Below are 19,175 nucleotides of genomic sequence, written 5' to 3'. Positions count from 1 at the left end.
GCATGTCGCCAGCCGTCACCGCGTTGATTGCCCTGATCCTGCTGGTGTTGATATTCAGCGCCGTGTGGGCGTGGCAATTGAAGACCGAAAACGCCGGCATGGTCGATCCCGTCTGGGCCTATTCGCTTGGTCTCGTCGCGGTGTTGTATGCCGCCCTCGGCACGGGCGACCCGCTTGCGCGCGGACTCAGCGCACTCGGCGGTCTGGTGTGGGGCGCGCGACTCGGCACGCATCTATGGAAGCGCAACTACGGCAAGCCGGAAGACGCGCGTTACCACCGCTTTCGCGAGCAATGGGGCGACAAGGCGGCCAGCAAGATGTTCTGGTTCTTCCAGGCGCAGGTCGTCATTTCGATGTTGCTGTCGATTGCCTTTCTCGTCCCCTCGTATCGCAGTACGACGCCGGCGCCTGGTTGGGCCTTGCTCGCGGTGGCGCTGTGGGTCGTGTCGGTCGCGGGCGAAGGGATTGCCGACCGCCAGCTCGAACGCTTCAAGCAGGACCCGGCCAGTCACGGCCAGGTATGCCGGGTCGGCTTGTGGCGCTACTCGCGGCATCCGAATTACTTCTTCGAGTGCGTGCATTGGCTCGCTTATATCGCGCTGTCGATCGGCACGCCATGGGGTTGGTTCACCCTGTTGCCGCCGCTGTTGATGGCGTTTCTGCTGCTCAAGCTCTCCGGCATCCCGATGCTCGAGGAAAGCATGGCGAAGCGTCGCCCGGGCTACGCGGAATACATGCGGACCACGAGTGCACTGATCCCGTGGCCGCCGCGGCATTGAATCCAGCGGATCCGACCACACCGCATCCACGTGTTCATTCCAACCAAAAAAACAGCAGGAGCTAGTCCGATGAGCGCTTCCACCACCGGTCACACGATGCCGCCCAACGCACCCGCCGAACCGGGCGACGGCTGGCTGATCCAGAGTTGCGAGCGTGGCTGGCTGCCCGACGGCCTGATCCGCTTCGGCATGCGGCAATTGATGCGCCAGCGTCTTCGCGACGAAGCACTCGATAACGGCGAGTTGCGCGCGCAACGACTGAACCGGCTGCTCGACGACTTGCGCGCGAGTCCGATTGCCATCGAAACGCAAGCGGCCAACACGCAACATTACGAAGTGCCGGCGTCGTTTTTCCATGCGCATCTCGGGCCGCATCTGAAGTATTCGTGCTGTCTGTACCCGACTGGCAATGAAACGCTCGCGCAGGCCGAAGCGGCCATGCTCGAGCGTTACGCGGAACGCGCCGAACTCGCCGATGGTCAACGCATCCTCGACCTGGGCTGTGGCTGGGGTTCGCTGTCGTTGTGGCTGGCGGCGCGCTATCCGCGTTCGCAGATCGTCGCGCTGTCGAACTCGCATGGCCAGCGCGCGTTTATCGAAGCGCAGGCGGCCGAGCGTGGCTTGCACAACCTCTCGGTGGTCACGGGCAATGTCGTCGAATTTGAATTCGACACCGCGCAACTGGGCGCGGGATTCGACCGCGTGGTGTCGATCGAAATGTTCGAGCACATGAAGAACTATGGCCTGTTGCTCGCCAAGATCTCACGCTGGATGCGCGACGACGCCAAGCTGTTCGTGCATATTTTCGTGCACCGTACACTTGCTTATCACTTCGAGGTGCAGGACGGCAGCGACTGGATGTCGAAGTACTTTTTCACGGGCGGGACAATGCCCTCCGAAGCGCTGCTGCTGAACTTTCAAGACGATCTGCGCATGGAGCGGCAATGGTGGGTGAGCGGCACGCACTACGAACGCACGGCGAACCACTGGCTCGCCGCGCTCGATGCGGCGCGCGATCGTGTCATGCCGATGCTGGTGGATACCTACGGCGCACGCGAAGCGGCCGTGTGGCTGCAACGCTGGCGCATGTTCTACATGGCGGTGGCCGAGCTGTTCGGCTATGCGAACGGCAACGAATGGGGCGTCGGCCATTACCGTTTCGTAAAACGATAGTAAAGGCCACCTTCCCGCAAGGCGGTAAAACAGCCAACTCCGGTTTCCCCTAACATAGCGCACAGCCAACACCAACCTGCGCGTCGACAAGGGGGAGACAACGATGTATCGGCTAGCTTTCGTTCTGTTTGCGACGGGTGTCATCGCTGCGAGCGCAGCGATCTCCGCGCATGCGCAGGAAACCACCGCCGACTTCACGGCGACGTCATTCCATTTTTCCGACGGCAGCACGCTTCCGCAAATCCGCATTCATTATGTGACGCTCGGCACGCCGCAGCGCGATGCTCACGGTGAGGTCACGAACGCCGTGCTGCTGATGCACGGCACGACCGGCACCGGCCAGGCGTTTCTCACGCCTGCCATGCGTCGCGAACTGTTCGCGCCCGGCGCGCCGCTCGATGCGCGCCGCTACTTCATCGTGATACCCGACGGCCTCGGCCGCGGCGGTTCGACCAAACCGAGCGACGGCCTGCATGCTCGCTTTCCGCATTACGGCTACGGCGACGTGGTCGAGGCCAATCACCAACTGCTGGTGGACGGTTTGCACGTCACGCATCTGCGCCTCGTGCTCGGCACGTCGATGGGCGGCATGCAAACGTGGATGTGGGGCGAACGCTATCCCGACATGGCGGATGCGCTGATGCCGATTTCCAGTCAGCCGGTCGCGATGGCGGGCCGCAACGGGTTATGGCGGCAGATGGTCATCGGCGCGATCCGGCACGACCCCGGCTGGCAGGACGGCGACTACACCGCGCAACCGACGCAGTGGCTGCGCGTCATGCCGATTTTCACGCTGATGACCGGTAACCCCGCGCGCATGCAGGCGAGCGCGCCGGACCGGGCGTCGACGACACGCTGGTACGACTCGCTGGTGGCCGACGCCGGCCATACCGACGCGAACGATGCGCTGTACTGGTTCGAATCGTCCTGGGATTACGATCCGGCGCCGCAACTGCCGCGCATCCGCGCACGGCTCATCGCGGTGAACTTCGCCGACGATCTGATCAACGCGACCGATCTCGGCGTCATGCAGCAAAGCGTCGCGAAGGTGCCGCGCGGGCGCTTCGTCGAGTTGCCCGAAACCGCGGACTCGTACGGGCATCAGACGCTGGCGCATCCCGAGGTGTGGAAGCCTTATCTGATCGAACTTCTGAATGGCGCCGCGAAATAATCTGAAACACACTGCCCCGCGCGCACGACGGGAAAGCGGCACACTGAGAAGTCTTTGTGTCGCACACGCTTTTTTCGCGGCACGCGCTTTTTCAAACTGCTTTCATCGAACCCGCCTTTGCGAACGGAACGAGCCATGAGTCGACACGTCGCTACCCCGAGCGCCATCACTGAACCGCTGCCGCCCACGCGCTATACGCGTACGGCGATGGCGCTGCACTGGCTGATCGCGCTGCTGATCATCGTCAACGTCTGCCTGGGCTTAAGTGCGGAGTCGTGGCCCGACGACTGGGTTCGTCCGGTCGTGGACACGCACAAGTCGATCGGCATTACGGTGCTCGGTCTCGCGCTGCTGCGCATCTTGTGGCGCGTGTCGCACCGGCCGCCGCCGCTGCCGCGCGAATTTCCGTCGTGGGAAAAAGTCGCGGCGCACGTTGCACATTTCCTGCTGTATCTGTTGATGATCGGGCTGCCGCTTTCCGGCTGGCTGCACGATTCCGCGTGGAAAGATGCGGCGACGCATCCCATGCGTCTGTTCAATCTGTTTCCGTGGCCGCGTATCGGCTTCGTCATGCATCTCGATCCCACGCTCAGGGAAAGTTTGCACGACCGCTTCGGCGCGTTGCATACGTGGCTCGGCTACGCGCTGTATGCGCTGCTGGCCATGCATATCGTCGGTGCGCTGAAGCACCAGTGGATCGACCGCAAGTCGGTTTTGAAACGCATGCTGCCTTAGGTCATTTTGTGAAGAACACACTCGAACAGGCGCTTGCACTCGCGTCCCCGCGCATCCGGCCGAGGCCGACCACGCTGTTGAGCACGTTGATCCACTTCAGCGTGGTCGTGCTGTGGGCGCTGCTCTTCGCGCGCGCGTTTTTTCTGCAGGGCGCGCTGGCGTGGTCGACCGGCATTGCTTACGTGGTGTACGACACGTTGCTGCTGGCCTTCGTCACGTGGAAATCGCTGCCGTTGATGCACCGGCCGGTTCCGCTCGATGCCGATGACGACGTGCGCCGTCTGCCGGAAATGGGCGTGATCGTCGCGTCGCATAACGAGGCGTCGGTGCTGCCGGTGACGATCGCCGCGTTGCTGCGTCAGGCCCATGGCGTCGCGCAGATCGTCATCGCCGACGATGGCTCCACCGACCACACCGGCGTCCTGCTCGCCGAACGTTTCGGATTGACGCCCGCAGCGGAAGGCGTGCTGAGCGCCGCGAGCGCACAGTACCCGAACCTGTACTGGCTGCGCGTGCCGCACGGTGGCAAGGCGCGCGCGCTGAACGCGGCCATCGCGGTCATGACGACCGAAACCGTGATGACCGTCGACGCCGACACGCTGCTCGACGACGACGCAACCTACGCAATGCGCGCCGCTTTCGCGAACGCACCGAAGCTGGTCGCGGCGGCGGGCATTCTCGTGCCGCTGTGCGGAAAAACGGTGTCCGGCCGCGTGTTCCAGTGGTTCCAGACTTACGAATACATGCGCAATTTCATCGCCCGTTTTGCGTGGATGCGCGCCGACAGTCTGTTGCTCATCTCGGGCGCGTTCGCGTCGTTCAAACGCGACGCGCTCGTGGAAGTCGGCGGGTTCGATCCGCAGTGTCTGGTGGAAGACTACGAACTGATTCACCGCTTGCGCCGTTATTCGGTCGATCACGGTCTGGGTTGGGACGTGCAGGTGGTCGGCGGCGCGCATGCGCATACCGATGCCCCCGACAACCTCGCCAGTTTCCTGCGGCAACGGCGGCGCTGGTTCGCGGGCTTTCTACAGACGCAGTACTGGAATCGCGACATGACCGGCAATCCGCGTTACGGCACGCTCGGCATGCTGATGCTGCCGGTCAAGGCCATCGACACGATGCAGCCCATCTACGGGCTGACCGCGTTCGCTTTGCTGCTGGGCTTTCTGTTCGGCGGGCATGGCGCGATCGTGGTGTCGATTTTCAGCGTGATCGGCGTAAAAACGGCGATCGACCTGGCGTTCTATTTGTGGAGCATTCATCTGTATCGACGCTGGACGGGCGAGCGGACCGGCAATAGCGTCGGGATGGCGGTGCTGGCGGCGATTGCCGAGCCGTTCACGTTTCAACTCGTACGGCATCTGGGGGCGGCGCTCGGCTGGCTGCAATTTCTGCGCGGCGGACGCGCATGGGGCGTGCAGCGCCGCACCGGACTGGCGGCGCGCGACGAGCCCTGAGCCGCAAACGCCACGGTTCCGCCAGGCCCGCAGCGAAGCGGGTAGCCCGGCGGGGTCGTTACCCGAACCATGCGACGGCGGCATCTAGTAGACTGGCGGACGATGCCGCCCCGCAACTTGCAGGGCGCAACCCTCTATCCGCCCGTGCACGGAGGCTCCATATATGCATGCTGTCCCCCCGCTTGAACAAGACCTGGTCGATGCGCCCGTCGACACCTCGCCTGCTCATGCTGCCGCATCGCCTGAAGTCATTCCCGCTGCTCCCGCCGAATCCGCTCCATCCGCTCATTCCGCCGACACCACCCGCACGTCCGCCAGCGAACGCGCGACGCTCGAGGCTGTCAGCGGTGCGCCGGTGCGCGATCTGCGGCGCGTGGGGATTCACCCGGACTTCTGGTATCCGCTCGCGTGGTCGCACGAAGTGAAACGCGGCAAGACCCATGGCGTGACGTTCGCGGGCGATCCCATCGTGCTGGCGCGTACGGAATCCGGCAAGGTGTTCGCGCTGGAAGATCGTTGCGCGCACCGTCAGGTGCCGTTGCATCAGGGCGTGGTGGACGGCGAGTCGATTCGTTGCGGGTATCACGGCTGGACTTACGACTGTTCCGGCAAATGCATCGACGTGCCGTATCTGGGCCGCGAACGTTTGCCCAACGGCGTGCGCTCGTACCCTTGCCGCGAAGTGGAAGGTCTGATCTTCGTATTTCCCGGCGACGCGGCTCTCGCGGAAGAGCGGCCGATTCCGCCGCTTGCCGCCGTCGCGGACCCGAAGTACAAGACGCGCCGCTTCGGCCGTCCGGTGAATTGCCATTACTCGTTCATGCACGAGAACCTGATGGACATGAACCATCAGTTCCTGCATCGCCGCCAGATGGGGCAGATGCGGGCGCGTTCGGTCGGCCGGCGGCGCGGCGAGAACTGGGTCGAGGTCGATTACACGTTCGCGCGGATGGCGGGTCAGCAGCCGATCGGGGAAGCCATCGTGTTCGGTCAGAGCCGCAAGACCGGCGGCGATAACGACAAGGACGTGATGACGATCCGCACCGAGTATCCGTATCAGACGCTGCAGATCCGCACGTCCGATCAGACGCTGGTGATGAGCCTGTGGATCGTCTACGTGCCGCTCGATCGCGAGCAGCGCACCAACCGCACGTTCGGCTTGCTGTCGATCCGCAAACCGGGCATTCCCGGTGTGCTGAATCTCGCATGGCCACTGCTGGTCTGGTTCACGGAGCGGATTTTCAAGGAAGACCGCGAGATCGTCGAAGCGGAACAACGCGCGCACGATTCGCAAGGCGCGGACTGGAATCACGAGGTGTTTCCGGTTATCAACGAACTGCGCGCGTTGCTGCGCGAGGGCGGTGCGCCGGATCAGATCGTGGGCGCCGGCACTGGCGATACCGCGATTATTCGTTTCTGGGACTCTCGCCAGGGCAATCCGCTCGCGAAGAGCTAAACGCGCTTGCGATTCAACGCGGCCGCCCGATCGGGCGGTCGTCATGTCTGTTTCTTCCTCCCTCAGCTTGTTCGTTAAGACACGCTCTCCGGCAGTCGTCGGAAATGGCGTGGCTTTCCACATCGAAAAATCTTTTTGTCCAAACGCCCAGCCTCTAAAATATTCCACATTAAAAACAGTTGTCCATATGTGGAACAAATCGACGATTGAGGCGAAGATCTCCATGCGTAATCATCCGGGCGAGCGCAGTGTCGGGCCCACCGACTTCCTGATATCCCGCACCGACCTGAAGGGCAATGTCACCTACGCGAACGCGGCGTTCGCTCAGGCAGTGGGATATGAAGTCGATCAGCTCGTCGGCTTTCCCTACGCACGACTGGTCCCGGCGTTTTCCCCGCGCGCCGCGTTTCTGGATGTTCGCGCGACCATCGACGTGGGTCGTCGCTGGGAGGGCGTCAACGTCAATGTGTGCAAGGACGGCAGCCTGCTCTGGACCGTGACGAATATCGCGCCGTGCTGGCGCGACGGCAAGCTGATCGGCTTCACCTCGTTGCGCTCGCAAGCATCGCCGCAAATGATCGCCGAGACGAAGCAGATGTACGCGCAACTGAACGGCCCCGACGGTTCGCGCTACGCCATCGAGCGTGGCCGCCTCGTCAGAAGCGGTCGACTCGCGCAGTCGCTGCGGGTGGTGCGCCGCATCGTGCCGCGTTCGACGCTGACACTCGCGCCGCTCGGCGTACTCGCCTGCCTCGTCGTCGACCTCGTGGAATGGCTGTGGCCCGGCTCGCCCAACGCGCGCGCGATCGGCGCGGGCGCGCTGGTGAGTGCGGCCGTCCTGAGCCTGCTACAGACGCGTGCGCTCAAGCGCTCGATTCTTGCGCCGTTGAACGAAGTCACCGATTACCTGTACCGCGTTGCCGCCGGCGACCTGTCGGAGCGCTTCGATGCAGGTCGCTCGCGCGCCTTCGAACCGGTCGCCCGCGCCTTGAATCTCACGCGCGCGAGCCTCTCGCTGATCGTCGGGAACATCAGCCACGGCGCCGGCGAACTGGCCGATGCCACCCGTCAGGTCGCGGCGGGTAACGCGGATCTGTCGAACCGTACCGAGCGCGCGTCGATTGCGCTGCAAACCTCGGCAACCGAAATGCAGGAATTGACCCGCACGGTGAGTCAGAACGCGATCCACGCCGGTGAGGCGGCGCGCATCGCCACGGGAACCGCGGGGCTAGTGCGCGAAGGCGCGGAGCGCATGGAGCACGCAATCGAAGCGATTCGCGACGTGGCGAAAAGCTCGGAGAAGATCGTCGAGATTACGAGTCTGATCGACGGTATTTCCGCGCAGACGAACATTCTCGCCATCAACGCGGCGATCGAAGCGGCACGGGCCGGCGAGCAGGGCCGCGGGTTCGCCGTGGTCGCCGCCGAAGTGCGCGTGCTGTCGCAGCGTACGGCCGCCGCGGCCCATGAGATCGCCACGCTCGTGGGTCGTTCGGTCGACAACGTCGAACACGGCCGGGTTCGTGTCGAAGAGGCGGGCACCGCGACGCAATCCATTGCGCAAGCGGTTCAGCAAGTCGATCACCTGATGCTCGAAATCTCCACGGCTTCCACCGCTCAAAGTCAGGGCTTGCAGCGCGTCAGCGACGCGATCTCCACGATGGATGCCGACTTGCAGCAGAACGCCGCGCTCGTCGAGCAGGCGACGGCAGCGGGGGAATCGTTGAATGCGCAATCGGCGATGCTGGCGTCGTCGGTGGCGATCTTCCACTTGTAATCGTGTCGCATTGCGCGAGCGATCTCAGCCATGCAGCGCAAGTCCCTTCACGGCCTTGTCCACCGCTTTTTTGGCGCCATGCAGCGCCAGGCCCACGAATTCGAAGTGGCTCGTGTCCTGAGCGCGAAACGCCTCGCGGTTCGCCGCATCGTGGCCGGTGGCAAACATCGGCTGCACGTACGGCACGATGTCGAGTTCACGCGTGAGCGCCTGCCGATGCGCGGCCTGCAAGCCGGAAAGATCGGCGGCGAATACGAGCATCGGCTGGCCCAGCATGCGGCCGTATACATGCCCCGAGGCGTCCTCGTAAGGCTCGCCCAGCGCTTCCGGTATCGCGGCCGCCACGCCGGTCGCGAGAAAGGCGACGACGTTGAGTTTCTGCCAGACCGCCAGATCGTCGCGCACGATCAGCGCCACTTTGGTATCGAACATGAAGGTTCCTCCTTGAAGCGCCGATGGTGCTGGAACCGCGGCGATCAGTCTGGAACGTTTGTGCACATCTGGCGATAGGCCGCCGGGGTCATCCGGTAAGCACGGTGAAACCAGCGGCCGAGATGACTCTGATCCGAGAAGCCGACCATCGCGGCAACCTGCGCGGGCCGATGCCCGCTTGCCAGCAACCGGCGCGCGGCGCGCAGACGCAAGCGCACGAGATAGGCATGAGGCGACGTGCCGAACGTGCGCTTGAACTGCCGCGTCAGACGGAACCGGTCGATACCCGCGACGGTTGCGAGTTCATCGAGTCCGAGGTTGCCGTCCATCTGTTCGTGCAGCAGATCGCGCACGCGCAGAGCCGCGAGCGGCGCGGCAAGATCGCGGCTTTGCACGTGCGCGTTGCGCAACTGGCCGCCGAGTCGGCTCAGCAGGCGGTCGAGCGTCTCATCGCGCGCGAGCCGGCCTTCCTCGTGATGAATGGCGAAGAACGCAGCCCGAATGGTTTCGACGAGGTCTCGATCGTCCACCAGCGTGTGGCTGAAAGCGGCCTCGGCGCCGCGCAGGCCCGGCAGATTCAGCCGGCGCGACGCCTGCTCGACCCAGCCTTGCGGCAAGTACAGCATCGCGTACGTGAAGCCGCCAGCTTCCGGCGCATGACCGTCGTGCATGGCACCGGGCTCGATCAGGATCGCGCGGCCGGGAATGCTCGTATGCAACGACCGATGACACTGAAAGCGCTGCACGCCTTGTTCGGTGTAGCCGATCAACATGTCGTCGTGGTCGTGCGGATCGTAAGCGTGGCCGCTGAAATGCGCGCGCAATGCTTCGATGCCCGTCTCCGGATCGCGCCGCGCGACGAGCCAGTGATCGGTCCGATCGTTGAATACGGTTGCGCCTGTCATTCGGTCCTCCGGTTGGGTCGGCCTGTCGTCCGGCATGAGATGGTAGGGCATCTGGCCGGAAGCGGGCGCCGGGACGTCCATATGCAGCCGTTGCGCCGCGTCAGGAAGTAATTCATCTCCTTACGATGCGCAATTCGTCACGCACGGGCGGCGATAATGCTCGTGCCGTAGAGGACAGTGCCTGCGCGCAGCTTGACGCAGATCGGCGTGAGCGGCCGCGCATCCGTGTAGTATTTCGTTTTTTCCCAATTGCCAGCATGCCCGTGAATACGCAACAGATCCCCGCGCGCCCGCGCAAATCCCTGACTCTTCTTCAAATGCTCGGCCTGATCGGCGGTATTGCGCTGATCGTCGCCATCGTCCTGAACCAGTTCGTCTGATTCTTTCGCCGAGCCTCAGCGTCATCGCGCTTCCGACTTACGCCGGCGTTCGCCGCCGGCATCATCGACATTCCGATTTGCCATGTACAAGAAGGGCGTAGCCGTAGAAATCCAGTTCTCCCCCGAGCGGCTCAACGACGGCGCGGGCGATCCTTACTGGATCGACCTGACCCAGGCCGAGGCGCAACGTTTGCTCGAAAGCCTGCAGGCGCGTCTAGCCGATAACAACGAGGCTACCGCTGCGCCGCTGGTCGTAAGTCTCGACGAAACGGCCGCCGCGCCTGCCGCGGCCGATACCGGCGCGGCAGCGACAGCGGCGGCGTCCGCCGCCGCGGACGACTTCAAGCAGTGGGTCTGCGTGATCTGCGGCTGGATTTACGACGAAGCCGTCGGCGTGCCGGAAGACGGCCTCGCGCCGGGCACACGCTGGGAAGATGTGCCGGCCGACTGGCGTTGCCCGTTGTGCGACGTGGGCAAGGAAGACTTCGCGCTGGTGGAGTTCTAAGCGCCTTCCGGGAAGTCCGCGCCGATCGTCGTGGCTTCCCATGCGTCGAAGTCGCCGCGCAGGAAATCCAGCTTCTTGCGCGCCAGTTCGAGCGCGGTTTTACCGAGCAGCAGGCGCAGCGGCGGGTTGTCCGACAATGCCGCGTCGATAATCGCCTGCGCCGCGCGCACCGGATCGCCCGCCTGCTTGCCGCTGCGGGCTTCCGTTTGCTGACGGCGCTCGCCGGCCGTGCCCTTGTAGTCGTCGATGACCGTGGCCGACTGTTTGATCGACGGGCCGGCCCAGTTGGTGCGGAACGGTCCCGGTTCCACGAGCAGCACGCCAATGCCGAGCGGCTTTACTTCGGTGGCGAGCGATTCGGACAAGCCTTCCACCGCGTATTTGGTGGCGTGGTAATAACCGGTCGCCGCGAAGCTCGCAATGCCGCCAATCGACGACACGTTCACGATCAGTCCGCTGTGCTGCGCGCGCATGATCGGCAGCACCGCCTTGGTCATGTCGACGAGACCGAACACGTTGGTCTCGAACATCGCGCGGACCTCGTCGTCTTCTCCTTCCTCGATCGCGGCCAGATAGCCGTAGCCCGCATTGTTGACGAGCGCGTCGATGCGGCCGAAATGTTTTTCGGCCTGCGCCACCACGTTCTCGATATCTTTCGGTTTCGTCACGTCGAGCGCGAGGACCAGCGCGCGGTCGCCGTGTGCTTCGGCGATGTCCTTCACCTTCGACGGATCGCGCGCGGTGACCACGGCGCGCCAGCCGCGTTCGAGCACGAGCCTGGCCAGTTCGCGGCCAAAGCCGGTGGAACAGCCTGTGATCAGCCAGACGGGGTTGTCTCGATTCATCATGTGAAAACTCCTTGGATGACGTGCAGTGGGGTAGATGACAAACAGCTTGCATTGCACACGCGCAGTCGACGTCGGTGTACGCGCAGGCGGCTAAGACAGGTTAGGCAGGTTAGACAGGTTAGCTCGAAACGTGCCCGAGCCCGTGATCCGTGACCGCGATCAACGCGCCCGCACGGTGCGCGTGTACGACGCGATCATCGTCGCCAGTTCCTGGGCGGCGGGCGTAAGCGGCATGGCGGCGCGCTGCAGCAGGCAGACGTTCTGATCGACCGGACGTTCGCGCACGTCGATGGTCGTGAGCGTGCCCGCAAACGGCCCGCGTTTCGCCACCACCGACGACTCGAGCGACAAACAGTCGGTCGCGCCGACCAGATGCAGCGTCTCGTACAAACCTTCCACCGTCGCGACGATTCGCGGCGGCGGCAAGCCATGCCGTTCGAACAGATGGCTCAGGCGGTGGACCTGCGGATCGTCCGTGAGATTCGGCGAGCGCGTCGTCACCCACGTGCAGCCCGTGAGTTTGGCGAGCGATGTCGCGCCCGCTTGCGGATGACCTTGCCGGCAGACGATCACCGGATCGGACGCATAGAGCGGCGTGACCGACAGATCCGCGGTATCCGTCTGCTTCGACACTAGCGCCGCGGCGAAGTCCAGCGTGCCTTCGCGAATCCACGAGATCATCATTCGCGACGTGCCGGTCCGCAGATGCACGGCGACCTTGTCGAAGCGCTGACGGAATTCCATCAGCACCGGCGCGAATGCGTCGATGAGCGGCTCGGTGGTCATGCCGAAAGTGACGTCGCCCACATAATCGCCGCGCAATTGCTGCAGTTCCTGCTCGGCCCGCTCGCATTCGCCGATGATCGCGCCGGCGCGTTGCAACAGACGCTGGCCCAGCGCAGTGAGCGTGATGCCACGATTGGTCCGCGTAAAAAGCGTCGCGCCCAGCATCGATTCGAGGTTCTGCACCTGCTGCGTGATGCCGCTTTGCGCAATGCCGAGCGCACGCGATGCGGCGCGCAAGCTGCCGTGCTCGGCCACTGCGATGAACGCGCGTAGTTGTGAAATCGTCATCGCCATCGGCGAGTCCTGTCCGGTGATCGGGAAAGGTGATCATGATAGTGCGAAAGGGGCTTCTTCGATGCGCGCGGGCGGCATAGCATTCGCGGGTATTTTTCCCCACCTTTCCCTGCGCCCCATGAAAACTCTGCTGATGATTCTGAGCGCCGCGCTGACTTTCAGCGGCGGCGCGTTCGCCGCTGACGCGACTACCTTGCGTCTCGGCATCGACCCGAGCTATCCGCCGATGGACGCCAAGGCGCCCGACGGCAGCTTCAAGGGCTTCGACGTCGATCTCGGCAACGAAATCTGCCGGCGCATCAACGCCCATTGCCAATGGGTCGAACTCGAATTCGCCGGAATGATTCCCGCGTTGCAGGCCCGCAAGATCGACGCGATTCTTTCGTCGATGGCCATTACCGGGAAGCGCGAGCAGCAAATTCTGTTTTCCTCCAAGCTCTTCCAGTTCAAATCGCGACTCGTCGCGCGTCAGGGTTCGCCGCTTGCGGGTGGCGTGAATGCACTGGCCGGCAAGCAGATCGGCGTACAGTCGGGCACGCAGTTCGAAGCCTATGCGTTGAAGAACTGGGCGCCACAAGGCGTTCATGTCGTGCCTTACAAGGGGCAGGACGAAGTGTTCGCGGACCTGGAAAACGGGCGGCTCGACGGCGCGTTGCTCGGTTCCGTGGAAGCGGATATCGGCTTCCTGCGCACGCCGGCGGGGAAAGGTTTTGCGTTCGTCGGCGAGCCGCTTTCGATGGGCGATCGCGGCGTCGGCATCGGCTTGCGCAAGGACGAGACGAGCGTGCAGGCGTCCATCAACGCAGCGATCGCCGCCATGCGTCAGGACGGCACGTATGCGCGCATCGCGAAGAAGTATTTCGACTTCGATCCGTACGGCAACTGATTTCCCTTCTTCCCATTTGATCCTCCGCTCATGAACCAGCAATCGATTCCGCTTCTCTCGCCGGCCATTGGCACGCACCGCGAACTGGTGTCGTTTCATTTCGGCTCTGAAAATAGCGGGCAGAAAATCTACATTCAATCGTCGCTGCATGCCGACGAGACACCGGCGATGCTCACCAGCGTGCTGCTCAAGCGTCGTCTGCTCGAACTGGAACGGCAGGGTGCGCTGGACGCTCAGATCGTACTGGTGCCGGTCGCGAATCCGGTCGGATTAGGGCAGGTCGTGATGGGGCAATTCGTCGGCCGTTTCGACCTGGGCAGCGGCAAGAACTTCAATCGCCACTTTCTGCAGTTTTCGAAGCTGGCGGCGCGCGCCAAAGCATTACTGGGTGCCGATGCAACGGACAACCGGCGCATCGTTCGCGAACTGATCGCGGAGCAACTGGCGCAGGCCAAAGCATTGACCGAGTTCGACTCGTTGCAACTCGCGCTGCTGAAACTGTCTTTCGACGCGGACGTGGTGATCGACCTGCACTGCTCGCTCGAAGCCGCGATGCATCTCTATACGAGCGAAGCGGCGTGGCCAGAGTTCGAACCGTTGTCGCGTTATCTTGGCGCGCAGGCTTCGCTGCTGGCGACGAACTCGGGCGGCGAATCGTTCGACGAGACGCATAGCCTCGTGTGGTGGACGCTGCAGCAGGAACTGCCCGCCGATCAACCCGTGCCCAACGGCGCGATTGCGGTAACGGTGGAATGCCGCGGGCAACGCGACGTGTCGTACGAAGTTGCGCAGGCCGACGCCGATGCGATCGTCGATTATCTGGTCTGGCGCAAGGCCATTCGCGTGGATGCCGTCAAACCGATGCCCGAGTTGCTGGCTCCGGCCACACCGCTCGCGGGCAGCGAGCAGTTCTATGCGCCGGTGAGCGGTATTCTGATTCACCGCGCGCAGATCGGCGAAACGATTCGCGTGGGCCAGGCGCTGTTCGATATCGTCGATCCGTTGACCGACGAAACCACGACGCTGTTCAGTCACACGGAAGGCGTGTTCTATATGCGCCGGGCTATCCGCTTCGTAACGGCCGGCGCGCCGCTAGGACGCGTGACGGGCGCCAAGGCTTTCAGGACCGGCGTGCTGCTCGGCGCCTAGTTGTTCACCATGGCTTGCAGGCGCTGCTCGACGAGTTTCGCGATGTCCTGATTGTTGCGGTCCATGATCAGCAGATGGCTGTTGCCGTGAATGCCGATTCGCGGCAAATCCAGAAACTCGCTGCGCGTGCCGGCTTCATGCAAGGCGAGGTGATAGCGTTCCACTTGCGCGCGATATTCCTGCCAGTTGGGCGCGCGCTCATCGATAAAGTCGCCCCAGATAAACAGATGCGGCGGCAATGCGCGGGCCGCCGAACTATCCGGTGACGTAGCCGGTGCATTCGTAGCATTCGGCGCATTCGGTGGTTCGACGGCGACTACGGCTTCGATCAACTCGGGGAAACGGCGCGCGCACTCCAGCGCATAGGCGGCGCCCTGGCTATGACCGATCACGACACACGGTCCGACCCGGCGTAGCAAGGCTTCATACGCGGCGAGCGCCTGCTGTTGCGTCGCTACCCACCGCGGCACGAATTGCCGGCCGAACTGTTCGAGATGTTCGACGGGAAACTGCTGACCCTCGTGGGCGTGCGCGACGGCAAGCTTCTCAATGTCGTTGCCCGGATAGCCGCCCTCGGGTCCAAAGCGGAAGTGATGCCAGATCGAATCGAGCGAACGATGCTCGGGCGCATCGGGCAGGACCTGCGGATACGCGGGCCAGCCGGAACGTCCGCGCTCGAACGCATCCGACACCAGCACGTCGTAGTGCGCGCGCAGGAAGTAGTCGAGCCAACCGGGGCCGCCATCGGGGCGGTCTTCCCAACTCGCGCCCGACAGGCCGCCGCCATGCCACAACAGAACCGGCAGCTTTGAACGGGGCGCGGCCTGTTGATAATGCGTCACGTACATCTGGCCGACCATATGGTCGCCGTTCATGCTCAGGGACCTGGGTTTGTCGCCGGGCACGCGAACCACGGCGGTCTCGGGAAAACCTGTCACTCTCTGCCGTGCGCCACCAATGTGAAAGCCACGGATTGCTTTGAGCGAAATGTTTTCTTGTGTCATGTGGGTGGGCCGGCGCGGCTAGGCAAAGGCGAATTTTATTCGCGGCGGTGTTGGGCGTGTACCAGGTTTAACTCTTGAGCGCCGCGTCCCACACCGTCATCACACGCGTGATCGCTGCCTCCAGTACCGGCATACGTATGCCATCGCGAACCAGCGTCGACACGCCGAGCAGGAAGCTGTCGAACACTGCGGTCAGTGCACGCACGTCGGTCTGCGCCTGCAGATCGCCGGCGGCGATGCCCCGCTCGACGCAAGCCTTGATGCCCGCGCGGGTGCGGGCCCGCGAGTCGAAGAGCGGCTTGAGCACCGCACTGTTTTCCGGCGAGCATGCACTCATTGCACCGAGCGCGACCATGCAACCTTTCGGGTGTCCGCGTTCGCATTGCATCTTCGCCGATCGGCGCAGCGCGGTTTCAATCGCGTCGCGCGGCTTCAGTTCCGTGTTCCAGAGGCACTCCGTCACCTGACCGTGGGTTGCGAGGTAGAGGCTCACCGTCTCCTGAAACAGCGCTTCTTTCGATCCGAAAGCCGCATAGAAGCTGGGCGCCGAGATGCCTTCGCCGATGCTCGCCTTGAGCTGGCTCAACGACGTCGATTCGTAACCACGTTCCCAAAAAAGATGCATCGCCTGCGTGATCGCAGCATCGCGGTCGAACGTGCGAGGGCGTCCCATCTGTCCCATGTGTCGTCTCCTCTTTACATGGACATACATACTATTTGATACAGAAGTCGTTGACAAGCTGATCGCTCCTGGCCTACATTTGTACTGGTCGATATATAAATCGGGGTTGAGTCATGAACATTGCTTTCATTGGCATCGGCAGTATGGGGGCGGCCATCGCGCCGCATCTGGTCGCGGGCGGCCACGCTGTTTCCGTCTGGAATCGCAGCGCGGCGGCTGCCTCTGCACTGCATGGCGTCACGGTGTTGTCCGCGCCGGCCGAGGCATTCGTCCATCACGACGTCGTCATCACCATGCTCGCGGACGACAACGCGGTGCGCAGTGTGATTCTCGACAGCGGGGCGCTCGACTCGGCAGAAAGCGGTGTCACGCATGTCGTCATGTCCACTATCTCTCCCGCATTGGTCGAAGAGTTGCAGCATGCGCATGAGCGGGCCGGAGTCGCCTATGTCGCCGCGCCGGTGTTCGGCGTGCCGGCAACGGCGGCTCGCGCGGAACTCAACATTCTCGCTGCGGGCGCGGACGAAGCGGTCGAGCGCGTCATGCCGCTGTTCGAGCTGATCGGCAAGAAGGTGTGGCGCCTCGGCACCGATCCGCGCCACGCCAACATCGCGAAAATCGCGGGCAATCTGATGATCACGCAGGCGATCGAGTCGATGGCCGAGGCCACCGCCTTGACGGAAAGCTATGGACTCGCGGCTTCCGACTTTCTGGCTGTCGTCACGCAGACGCTGTTTGCGAGCCCGAGCTATCAGCGCTACGGCAGGAATATCGCGCAGGGCAGTTACGAGCCGGGTTTCAAGCTTACGTTGGGCCTGAAAGACGTGAACCTGGCCTTGCAGGCGGCCGCCGAGCGCATGGCAATTTTGCCGGGCGCGCAGATCGTGCGGGAGCACATGCTCGAAGCGGTTCGCGACGGTCTCGGCGACAAGGACTGGTCGATTCTGGCGCAAGCGGTGCACCGTCGCGCGGGACTCGGCGGCACGCGTGGCTGATCGCGACTGTTTTTCTAACCTGGGTTATTCATGAATCAAACGACTACGTCCCACCTTGGCGACGCTGCCGCACGGCCAGCCGAACGGCCAGCCGAACGACTTCCGCTAGCCGCACTGCTGGCTCTGGCGATGACGGGCTTTATCTGCATCCTCACCGAAACGTTGCCGGCCGGGCTGTTACCGCAGATCGGCAGCGGCCTGAATATTTCCGCCGCGCTCGCCGGTCAGATGGTCACGGCCTACGCGCTGGGCTCGCTGCTCGCCGCCATTCCGCTGACGATCGCGACGCGCGGCTGGCGCCGCCGCAGCGTGCTGCTGCTGAGCATCGGCGGCTTTCTCGTCTTCAACCTGATTACCGCGGTGTCGTCGAGCTTCGTCGTGGTGATGGTCGCGCGCTTCTTCGCCGGCGTGTCGGCGGGGCTCGCGTGGAGTCTGCTCGCGGGCTACGCGCGCCGCATGGTCGCCCCGCACTTGCAGGGCCGCGCGATGTCGGTGGCCATGGTGGGCACGCCGGTCGCGCTGTCGCTCGGCGTGCCGCTGGGCACGTGGCTCGGCAATCTCGTGGGCTGGCGTATCGCGTTCGGCATCATGTCCCTGCTGACGCTGGTGCTGATCGGCTGGGTGCTCGCAAAAGTGCCGGATTATCCGGGGCAATCCGGCGCGAAGCGACCGCGCCTGCATCACGTGCTGCATACGCCCGGCGTGCGACCCGTACTCGGTGTCGTCGTCATGTGGATGCTGGCGCACAACGTTCTCTATACGTATGTCGCTCCGCTCGTGAGCGCGGCCGGACTCGGCGGGCGTGTCGACGTGGTGCTGCTCGTGTTCGGCGTGGCCGCGCTAGCCGGCATCTGGATAACCGGACGGTTCGTCGATCGTCATCTGCGTGGCGCCGTGCTGGCCAGTCTCGGCGCCTTCGCGGCCACCGCGCTCGTGCTCGGTCTCATGCCGGGTTCGGCCGTCGTCGTGTTCGTGTGCGTCGGCGTCTGGGGGTTGAGCTTCGGCGGCGCGGCCACCTTGCTCCAGACCGCTCTGGCCGATGCCGCCGGCGAGGCCGCCGACGTTGCGCTGTCGATGAACGTCGTCACCTGGAACAGCGCCATCGCCGGCGGAGGTTTGCTGGGCGGCGTGCTGCTCGGGCGGTTCGGTGTCGGGTTGTTCGCGTGGGTCGCGTTGGTTCTCGCGTTGGCCGGACTCGCGATTGCCGCAGCGGCTCGCTCGCATGGCTTTCCGCGCGGGGATAGAGCGTCGAACGCCGTGGTCGCAGGGCATTGAAATCGCGAGGGCCCGATGCCGCCGTCCGGTTCAGTCCAGCGGCGGCACCCGGCCCTCTGCCAGCGTCTTCAACAGACGCTCGCGACGACGTTCGAGGTCCGCGATCTGGCGTTCGATGGACGCCAGCCGCTTGCGTTGCGCGCTGGTGGTTTCGGTGCAGGTACTCGCGCCTTCGATCATCCGCATGCAGTCGGGAAAAGAGCGGATATCGGCCAGACTGAAACCCGTCGCGATCATGCGTTGTATCTGCCTGACCTGGCCGACTGCGGCGACTGGAAACATCCGGTAGCCATTGCCGGCGCGAACGGACGTGAGCAGGCCGTGATCGTCGTAATGACGGATCGAGCGTACGCTGGCGCCCGTTTCGATCGCGAGCTCGCCGATAGACAACACGTTTTGCCGGGTGGATTGGATCATGGCAAAAAGAATAGCAGCTTCCGCTTGACCCTCACACCAGTGTCAGCGTCGAGACTAGGGATAACT

19 protein-coding genes are annotated in these 19,175 nt (G+C 63.7%); 12 read left to right on the top strand and 7 right to left on the bottom strand.

The annotated features are described in order from the left end of the window. Positions 1 to 2 precede the first annotated feature (2 nt). From FQ746_RS27620 to FQ746_RS27590, 7 genes are all read left to right on the top strand, one after another. Positions 3 to 779 carry a DUF1295 domain-containing protein gene (locus FQ746_RS27620; protein ID WP_144112969.1) on the top strand — a complete coding sequence of 259 codons (777 nt, stop codon included), beginning with the start codon at positions 3 to 5 and terminating at the stop codon, positions 777 to 779. Positions 780 to 848: 69 nt separating this feature from the next. Further along, positions 849 to 1,952 (top strand): SAM-dependent methyltransferase, encoded by a 1,104-nt coding sequence (locus FQ746_RS27615; protein WP_144112968.1) that lies wholly within the window; start codon positions 849 to 851, stop codon positions 1,950 to 1,952. A gap of 103 nt (positions 1,953 to 2,055) precedes the next feature. After that, on the top strand, positions 2,056 to 3,123 hold the full coding sequence (locus FQ746_RS27610) for an alpha/beta fold hydrolase (RefSeq protein WP_144112967.1): 1,068 nt from the start codon (positions 2,056 to 2,058) through the stop codon (positions 3,121 to 3,123). Positions 3,124 to 3,258: 135 nt separating this feature from the next. Beyond that, the gene (locus tag FQ746_RS27605) at positions 3,259 to 3,858 is read left to right on the top strand and encodes a cytochrome b (RefSeq protein WP_144112966.1); all 600 of its coding nucleotides are present in this window, start codon (positions 3,259 to 3,261) and stop codon (positions 3,856 to 3,858) included. Positions 3,859 to 3,866: 8 nt separating this feature from the next. Continuing rightward, positions 3,867 to 5,318 (top strand): glycosyltransferase family 2 protein, encoded by a 1,452-nt coding sequence (locus tag FQ746_RS27600; protein ID WP_144112965.1) that lies wholly within the window; start codon positions 3,867 to 3,869, stop codon positions 5,316 to 5,318. A 163-nt stretch (positions 5,319 to 5,481) separates the two neighbouring features. After that, the gene (locus FQ746_RS27595; protein ID WP_144112964.1) at positions 5,482 to 6,774 is read left to right on the top strand and encodes an aromatic ring-hydroxylating oxygenase subunit alpha; all 1,293 of its coding nucleotides are present in this window, start codon (positions 5,482 to 5,484) and stop codon (positions 6,772 to 6,774) included. A gap of 223 nt (positions 6,775 to 6,997) precedes the next feature. After that, on the top strand, positions 6,998 to 8,551 hold the full coding sequence (locus FQ746_RS27590) for a methyl-accepting chemotaxis protein (RefSeq protein WP_186310856.1): 1,554 nt from the start codon (positions 6,998 to 7,000) through the stop codon (positions 8,549 to 8,551). A gap of 24 nt (positions 8,552 to 8,575) precedes the next feature. Here the strand turns inward: FQ746_RS27590 and FQ746_RS27585 are convergent, their stop codons facing one another. Together FQ746_RS27585 and FQ746_RS27580 are read right to left on the bottom strand one after the other, a co-directional pair. Beyond that, positions 8,576 to 8,983 (bottom strand): DUF2000 domain-containing protein, encoded by a 408-nt coding sequence (locus FQ746_RS27585; RefSeq protein WP_144112962.1) that lies wholly within the window; start codon positions 8,981 to 8,983, stop codon positions 8,576 to 8,578. Between the two features lie 44 nt (positions 8,984 to 9,027). Continuing rightward, a complete protein-coding gene (locus tag FQ746_RS27580) occupies positions 9,028 to 9,888 on the bottom strand; it encodes an AraC family transcriptional regulator (RefSeq protein ID WP_144112961.1) in 861 nt (286 codons plus the stop codon). A gap of 462 nt (positions 9,889 to 10,350) precedes the next feature. Between FQ746_RS27580 and FQ746_RS35520 the strand changes: the two genes are divergently transcribed. Then, on the top strand, positions 10,351 to 10,773 hold the full coding sequence (locus tag FQ746_RS35520; protein WP_144112960.1) for a rubredoxin: 423 nt from the start codon (positions 10,351 to 10,353) through the stop codon (positions 10,771 to 10,773). Here the strand turns inward: FQ746_RS35520 and FQ746_RS27570 are convergent. Both FQ746_RS27570 and FQ746_RS27565 read right to left on the bottom strand, forming a co-directional pair. Beyond that, positions 10,770 to 11,621, bottom strand: coding sequence for an oxidoreductase (locus FQ746_RS27570; RefSeq protein ID WP_144112959.1), 852 nt, complete (start codon positions 11,619 to 11,621; stop codon positions 10,770 to 10,772). The genes FQ746_RS35520 and FQ746_RS27570 overlap by 4 nt on opposite strands. 159 nt (positions 11,622 to 11,780) lie before the next feature. Beyond that, a complete protein-coding gene (locus FQ746_RS27565; protein ID WP_144112958.1) occupies positions 11,781 to 12,701 on the bottom strand; it encodes a LysR family transcriptional regulator in 921 nt (306 codons plus the stop codon). Between the two features lie 118 nt (positions 12,702 to 12,819). Between FQ746_RS27565 and FQ746_RS27560 the strand changes: the two genes are divergently transcribed. Together FQ746_RS27560 and FQ746_RS27555 are read left to right on the top strand one after the other, a co-directional pair. Continuing rightward, on the top strand, positions 12,820 to 13,587 hold the full coding sequence (locus tag FQ746_RS27560; RefSeq protein WP_144112957.1) for a transporter substrate-binding domain-containing protein: 768 nt from the start codon (positions 12,820 to 12,822) through the stop codon (positions 13,585 to 13,587). Positions 13,588 to 13,617: 30 nt separating this feature from the next. Further along, the gene (locus tag FQ746_RS27555; RefSeq protein WP_144112956.1) at positions 13,618 to 14,736 is read left to right on the top strand and encodes a succinylglutamate desuccinylase/aspartoacylase family protein; all 1,119 of its coding nucleotides are present in this window, start codon (positions 13,618 to 13,620) and stop codon (positions 14,734 to 14,736) included. On the opposite strand, the gene FQ746_RS27550 is transcribed toward FQ746_RS27555, so the two are convergent. Together FQ746_RS27550 and FQ746_RS27545 are read right to left on the bottom strand one after the other, a co-directional pair. Continuing rightward, complete coding sequence (locus tag FQ746_RS27550; RefSeq protein WP_186310855.1) at positions 14,733 to 15,611, bottom strand: alpha/beta fold hydrolase; 879 nt, start codon at positions 15,609 to 15,611, stop codon at positions 14,733 to 14,735. The two genes, FQ746_RS27555 and FQ746_RS27550, sit on opposite strands and share 4 nt — an antisense overlap. A 196-nt stretch (positions 15,612 to 15,807) precedes the next feature. Continuing rightward, positions 15,808 to 16,422: a TetR/AcrR family transcriptional regulator gene (locus FQ746_RS27545; protein ID WP_144112954.1), complete on the bottom strand. Its 615-nt coding sequence runs from the start codon at positions 16,420 to 16,422 to the stop codon at positions 15,808 to 15,810. Positions 16,423 to 16,535: 113 nt separating this feature from the next. On the opposite strand from FQ746_RS27545, the gene FQ746_RS27540 reads away from it, so the two are divergent. Together FQ746_RS27540 and FQ746_RS27535 are read left to right on the top strand one after the other, a co-directional pair. Continuing rightward, positions 16,536 to 17,417: an NAD(P)-dependent oxidoreductase gene (locus FQ746_RS27540; protein ID WP_144112953.1), complete on the top strand. Its 882-nt coding sequence runs from the start codon at positions 16,536 to 16,538 to the stop codon at positions 17,415 to 17,417. Between the two features lie 129 nt (positions 17,418 to 17,546). Continuing rightward, positions 17,547 to 18,692: an MFS transporter gene (locus FQ746_RS27535; RefSeq protein ID WP_222105898.1), complete on the top strand. Its 1,146-nt coding sequence runs from the start codon at positions 17,547 to 17,549 to the stop codon at positions 18,690 to 18,692. Between the two features lie 30 nt (positions 18,693 to 18,722). Here the strand turns inward: FQ746_RS27535 and FQ746_RS27530 are convergent, their stop codons facing one another. Continuing rightward, the gene (locus FQ746_RS27530) at positions 18,723 to 19,109 is read right to left on the bottom strand and encodes a MerR family transcriptional regulator (protein WP_144112951.1); all 387 of its coding nucleotides are present in this window, start codon (positions 19,107 to 19,109) and stop codon (positions 18,723 to 18,725) included. Between the last annotated feature and the right edge of the window lie 66 nt (positions 19,110 to 19,175).

The organism is Paraburkholderia sp. BCC1886, assembly GCF_900996245.1.
In the GTDB taxonomy this organism is placed as follows: domain Bacteria; phylum Pseudomonadota; class Gammaproteobacteria; order Burkholderiales; family Burkholderiaceae; genus Paraburkholderia.
The sequence above is the reverse complement of the archived record's forward strand: the minus strand, read 5'-3'. Positions and strand labels throughout refer to the sequence as shown.